Here is a 5,625-nt window from a genome sequence, read left to right as displayed (position 1 = left end):
ATCTCCGCTTCACGGATGATGCTTTTTGCTTTTTCCTTGGCTTCTGCCTCGAGCTTTTTGTTATTGTTTTGGATAAAAAGGCCTGCAATGACAGCGCCCAATCCCAGGCCAACTATGCCTGCGATAATGATGTATAATAATTCTCCCATAGGTTTATTGATATATTTAAAACCTACCTGCAAAAGAAAAATCTCCGAAAGAGAGGGGAATGAATATTATAAAAGGGAATTCAATTGTTCATTGATCCGTATGACACTGGACTTTATCAATTCACTGTCATCAGTATTGATCGTATTTTGTTCCATGGATTCGACCATACTGTCAAAAGCTACCATAGCCAACAAATCCTGACGGTCATCCAAACCAAATTCTTCTCTGTACCTTTTGATTTTATCATTAATTAATTTTCCTGCATGTCTGATTTTGGCTTCATCTTCCGCCTTCACCTTCATAGGGTATTCCCGATCTCCAATTTTCAACCTGATAGAAAGTGTTTCCATATTATTCAGACAAATAGGCAATTATATTATCGATTTCCTTTATATAATTATTGATTTTTTCTCTCAATTCGGCGGATTCCATATCTTCCACCGGTAAGCTGTTTACAAGTTTAGCTATTTTAATTTGATTTTTAAAATCCTCCAACGAACGCTCTTTGTCTTCAAGTTTGGTTCTCAATGAAAACAGGTCTTCCTTCAGGGATTGATTTTCCTGTTCCAGTTGCTGCAGTTTGCGGCCAACCTGAGTGGCAAGTTTTTCGGTTTGTTGGAGTTCTTCGTGGATCATTTCTATTTTCGGATAAATGCACCTACTTCATTCTCAAAACTTTGAATAAGCCGGGACATGGTTTTATCAATTATTTTATCTGTCAAAGTATTCTCGGTATCCTGAAGGAAAAAGCTCAAAGCATAGGCCTTTTTGTCTGCATCAATCTTTTCTCCCTGATACACATCAAAGACCCCGATACGTTGTAGTAACTTCCCTCCTGCCCTGACTGCCGTTTTTTTGATGTGATCAAAAGTAACTTTTTTATCGATCACCAAAGACAGATCCCTTCTCACCTCCGGAAATTTGGAAATTTCCGAGTACTTTTTCAAACCTTTGGATTTTTTTGCCAATAAATCCCAATTCAGGTCTGCAAACAGTACTTCCTGTTTTACCTCTGCCAACTTTCCAATATGCTCCTGAACCACCCCGATGGTACCCAATTCTTTTGTGCCCAACTTCAATTGAAGCGCATAATCAAAAGGGGCTGCATGAATGATCTCTACTTCCATATTGTCAATCCACAATTTTTCAAGGACAAGTTCAACAGTGGAATGGATATCCGGAAATGCCACAGCTTTGGAAGGTTCCAACCAACTTTCAGCAGCTTTGTCTCCCGTAAGGAACAAGGCAAGTCTTTTTTCTTCCCTGTAATGCTCTTCCTCCTTGAAATATACGGTGCCAAATTCAAATAATTTCAGGTCTTTCTGTCTGCGGTTGATATTATGTGCCAAAACCTCCAATCCTGAAAACAACAAAGACTGCCTCATGACTCCCAAATCCTCACTGAGTTTGTTGAGGATTTCAACATTTTTAGCAGGATCCAAGAATCCTGACTTCTCAGCATAAATGGGCTTGGTCAGGGAATTGGTAATGATCTCAAAATACCCCAATCCTGAAAGAATCTCACTCATTCTGTATTGGAGTTTGTTAAGGTCTTTGGCAGGATGTTCGGCAAGGTAGTCGGAATTCAGGTTCTCAGATAAAGGGACATTGTCAAATCCATGAATCCTCAGGATTTCCTCGATCACATCCGCTTCGCGGGTGACATCAACCCGGTAAGGTTTTACGGAAACAGTGATGTTCTTTTCGGTTTCACCAATATACCTGATGTCCAGGTTTTCCAGGGTCTCTTTTATTTCTTCTTTTGAAATCTCCTTTCCGATCAGTCTATGGATATTGGCATAACTCACCTCAATGACCAAGTCCTCGACAGGAACAGGATAGACATCAATCACCTCAGAAGAGATTTCACCACCTGCCAATTCTTTGATCAACATGGCTGCCCTTTTCAGTGCATAAACAGGCATATTGGGATCTGTGCCCCTTTCAAAACGAAAGGAAGCATCTGTTTTCAATCCGTGAAACTGTGAGCCTTTTCGGATCACATCCGGAGAAAAACAAGCACTTTCCAAAAAGATAGAAGAGGTATTATCCGATACTCCCGAACTTTTTCCCCCAAAAATCCCTGCAATACACAAGCCTCCTTTTTCATCACAGATCATCAATTCCTCCCCGGAAAGTTTTCTTTCCTTATCATCCAAAGTGACAAAAGGAGTATCCTTGGGAAGTTTTTTGACAATAATTTTACCACCGATGATTTTGTCCGCATCAAAGGCATGAAGGGGCTGCCCAAGGTCATGGAGTATAAAATTGGTGATGTCGACAATATTGTTGATCGGATTCAGGTCGAGGGCTTTCAGGTAATTTTGAAGCCAATCCGGTGATGGGCCAACCTTGATATTGGAAATGGTCAGGCCTGCATATCGAGGGCAATCCTCAGCACTTGCCACTTCCACAGGGATAATCCTGTTGGTGTTGTCAACTTTGAAATTTTCCACCGAAGGGATACAAATCTCTTTTTTGAGCAAGGCTTTAAGGTCCCTTGCAACCCCAAGGTGAGAGGCAGCGTCGGCACGGTTTGGGGTCAGTCCGATCTCCAGTACATGGTCCCGGACTACTTTGAAATACTCAGCAGCAGGAGTTCCATTAGGAAGATCGGTATCAAGCACTATTATTCCATCATGGCTTTCACCGATCCAGATTTCATCTTCAGCGCAGATCATGCCTTGGGAAACTTCCCCACGGATTTTTGCTTTTTTGATTTCGAAGGATTCCCCCGAAACAGGAAAAAGTGTAGCTCCTTCTTTGGCAACCACCACTTTTTGTCCTTTGGCAACATTGGGTGCACCACAAACGATAGGTACAACGCCTTCCCCAATATCGACAGTGGTAATGCTGAGTTTGTCCGCATTGGGATGGCGGTCACAGGTGATGACTTCCCCAATGACAACTCCCTCAAGGCCTCCTTTGATGGATTCAAATAACTCAATGCCTTCCACTTCCAGACCTGAACCGGTCAACAGGTCAGCAATTTCTTCGGGTGATTGGTTTAAGGCAATAAAATCTTTTAATCTATTTATAGAAATTTTCATGTGTATATCATTTGCTAGTCAATGGTCACATGGAATTCACAATAAATATTCATATGGTGGTTGATAAAAATTCACCATCGAATATTTATGTTCATTTCATAAAAACACAGCTAATACGCAATAAGGCACAAATTTAAGAGAATTGCCTTAGGCAGGAAGGGGAAGATTGAAAAATATGGGAATATATGCTATAATAAGTGACGTGTGGTGTGATTGACAGTGTTTATTTAGGATCACCTTGTTCCAGATCATGTAATAAAAATGGCATTTTCACAAAAACCAAAATCGACAAAAAGCCAGTCTTGATTCTTGGCTCTTGGTTCTTTAATCTATAAATAGACCTTCGAGGTTAGAAAAAAACCTCAAAGGTCTCGTCTCGCTTCTAGCTTCTACAACCTCACTCCTTCTTATAATCCTTCTCCCCCGCCCTAATTGCTATCTCCATCACATTTTCCTTCGGTGGCAAAGGGCAGGCAAAATCCGGATTATAGGCACAGTATGGGTTGTAGGCCATGTTGAAGTCTATGGTGATGCTGTTTTTGCCATCCTGCCTGAGGTTGATATAGCGGCCTCCACCGTAAGTTTCTTCACCGCTTGTTCCATCAGCAAAAGCCAGGAAGAAATTCCTCTTATCCAATTCCTTGATGGACTGAAGCAACAATAGCCGATGCGTTTGCCCTGCCATTTCAAATTCTGCAAAGGAATGTCTGAGGTATTTTTCGACTGTGCCATCGGTCATGGGTAGTTCCATCATCTTCCGGTCTTCGACAGGAACCATTTTTGCCCTCACCTTATAGGAAGGGTCAATGGGATAAAAATCAAGTTCTTTGAAATCCCTCTTCTGTTCATCGGACAAGGGTGACTCGATATTGAACCTGATAAACTTAAACTGTCTAACCCGCTCCTTTTCAATCTTTTCGATATAAACTTCAGGATCGTCTGTTCCGGTAAGGGTATAAACAACCGCAAGGGTGATTACGGCAATTACTCCAACAATCAAAATATTTCTTGTATTCATCATTTATAATATTCCTTCATCTGCGAAGCTAAAATAGGCAACATCAGTGATAATCACATGATCTATCACAGAGACTTCCATACATTTACCCGCATCTACAAGTTTTTTGGTCAGGTGTTTATCATGGTCGGAAGGTTTGAGGTTGCCGGATGGGTGGTTATGTACCAAAACAATCGAGCATGCCAGGCAGTCTAAGGCATGTTTGAAAATGATTTTGGGATCGGCAACAGTTCCGGTAGTCCCGCCTTTACTGATCAGTATTTTTTTGAGAACATAGTTAGCGCGGTTCAGCAACAAAATATAAAAATTCTCAATCGGTTCATCTATCAATTCAGACCTCATCAAGTGAAATACATCCCCTGAGGAGATGATCCTCGGTCTTTTGACCAGTTCGGTAATCAGTTTCCTCCTTCTTCCCAACTCCAGTCCCGCCACAATACTGATTGCCTTTGCTTCACCTATGCCCTTGAATTTTTTCAGGTCATTGATGCTCATTTTTGCCAGCTCGCCCAGATCATTGTTGACCTTGGATAGGATGTGCCTGGCCAAATCCACGGCACTGAGGTATTTGGTCCCCGAACCAATTAGGATCGCTATCAATTCCGCATCTGACAAAACTGACTTGCCTTTGAGCAGGAGTTTTTCCCTGGGTCTGTCTTCCTCCGCCAATTGGGAAATCTTAATCGAAGAATAGTCTTCCATAAAACAATGTGTTGAAAAGTGTTACAAATAGTCTGAATATATGATCTAACGCTTCATTACCAATAACCTAATATTTTATTATTTTCAGGACGGAAGACCGAAGACCGAAGACGGAAGTAAGCGGCAAATCATGGTCCGCCCTTGGATCTAGTAGAATTTCACCTTTACTTTTATCGTCGCGGATATACATATATTGAATAATGAATATCCCCAGCTACCAAGAATTTGGTAATAGTATACAATTCTCGGTAGAATGTTTAAATATCCAGTACTTCGGTCTTCCGTCTTCCGTCCCGTTTGTAAAAGAATTCTGGGCTATTGGCAAGAAACCACATTTGAAATCGACAAAGATAAAAATAAGGAATGCCCCAAAACAAAAAAAGCCCCGAACCAGAGAACGGGGCTAATTAAACGTTTAATTTCTTTTTTTAGGCAATTGCGTTGACAAACTTGGTCAATTTAGACTTTTTGTTTGCAGCATTGTTTTTATGAATGATGTTCTTTTTGGCAAGTTTATCAATCATAGAGGTTACTGTTTTCAAAAGCTCTTGCGCTTCAGCTTTATCAGTGGAAGACTTCAACCTTTTGATGAAGGTTCTGGTAGTCTTGTGCTGATATCTGTTTCTCAAACGCTTGGCTTCGTTTGCACGGATTCTTTTTAGTGCTGATTTGTGATTTGCCATATCCTTTATTTTACTTAATTTC

The 5,625-nt window shown here is 40.9% G+C and carries 6 protein-coding genes; all 6 read right to left on the bottom strand.

Annotation, left to right across the window (positions count from 1 at the left end):
* Nucleotides 1–215: 215 nt before the first annotated feature.
* Nucleotides 216–500 (bottom strand): cell division protein ZapA, encoded by a 285-nt coding sequence (locus ACEW8O_RS08760; RefSeq protein WP_373494244.1) that lies wholly within the window; start codon nucleotides 498–500, stop codon nucleotides 216–218.
* A 1-nt stretch (nucleotide 501) separates the two neighbouring features.
* Nucleotides 502–786: a hypothetical protein gene (locus ACEW8O_RS08755; protein ID WP_373494243.1), complete on the bottom strand. Its 285-nt coding sequence runs from the start codon at nucleotides 784–786 to the stop codon at nucleotides 502–504.
* A gap of 2 nt (nucleotides 787–788) precedes the next feature.
* Nucleotides 789–3,200 carry a phenylalanine--tRNA ligase subunit beta gene (gene pheT, locus ACEW8O_RS08750; RefSeq protein ID WP_373494242.1) on the bottom strand — a complete coding sequence of 804 codons (2,412 nt, stop codon included), beginning with the start codon at nucleotides 3,198–3,200 and terminating at the stop codon, nucleotides 789–791.
* 397 nt (nucleotides 3,201–3,597) lie between these two features.
* Nucleotides 3,598–4,218 (bottom strand): DUF1684 domain-containing protein, encoded by a 621-nt coding sequence (locus tag ACEW8O_RS08745; protein ID WP_373494246.1) that lies wholly within the window; start codon nucleotides 4,216–4,218, stop codon nucleotides 3,598–3,600.
* Nucleotides 4,219–4,221: 3 nt separating this feature from the next.
* Complete coding sequence (gene radC / locus ACEW8O_RS08740) at nucleotides 4,222–4,920, bottom strand: DNA repair protein RadC (RefSeq protein WP_373494241.1); 699 nt, start codon at nucleotides 4,918–4,920, stop codon at nucleotides 4,222–4,224.
* 428 nt (nucleotides 4,921–5,348) lie between these two features.
* A complete protein-coding gene (gene rpsT, locus ACEW8O_RS08735; RefSeq protein WP_373494245.1) occupies nucleotides 5,349–5,603 on the bottom strand; it encodes a 30S ribosomal protein S20 in 255 nt (84 codons plus the stop codon).
* Nucleotides 5,604–5,625: the final 22 nt, after the last annotated feature.

The organism is Aquiflexum sp. (genome assembly GCF_041749095.1).
In the GTDB taxonomy this organism is placed as follows: Bacteria; Bacteroidota; Bacteroidia; order Cytophagales; family Cyclobacteriaceae; genus Aquiflexum.
This window is presented reverse-complemented; position numbering and strand designations above follow the sequence as displayed.

Excerpts from the sequence above, each read along its gene's own strand:
- ACEW8O_RS08760 (WP_373494244.1), bottom strand. The coding sequence starts at position 500 with ATGGAAACACTTTCTATCAGGTTGAAAATTGGAGATCGGGAATACCCT.
- ACEW8O_RS08755 (WP_373494243.1), bottom strand. The coding sequence starts at position 786 with ATGATCCACGAAGAACTCCAACAAACCGAAAAACTTGCCACTCAGGTT.
- pheT (WP_373494242.1), bottom strand. The coding sequence starts at position 3,200 with ATGAAAATTTCTATAAATAGATTAAAAGATTTTATTGCCTTAAACCAA.
- ACEW8O_RS08745 (WP_373494246.1), bottom strand. The coding sequence starts at position 4,218 with ATGAATACAAGAAATATTTTGATTGTTGGAGTAATTGCCGTAATCACC.
- radC (WP_373494241.1), bottom strand. The coding sequence starts at position 4,920 with ATGGAAGACTATTCTTCGATTAAGATTTCCCAATTGGCGGAGGAAGAC.
- rpsT (WP_373494245.1), bottom strand. The coding sequence starts at position 5,603 with ATGGCAAATCACAAATCAGCACTAAAAAGAATCCGTGCAAACGAAGCC.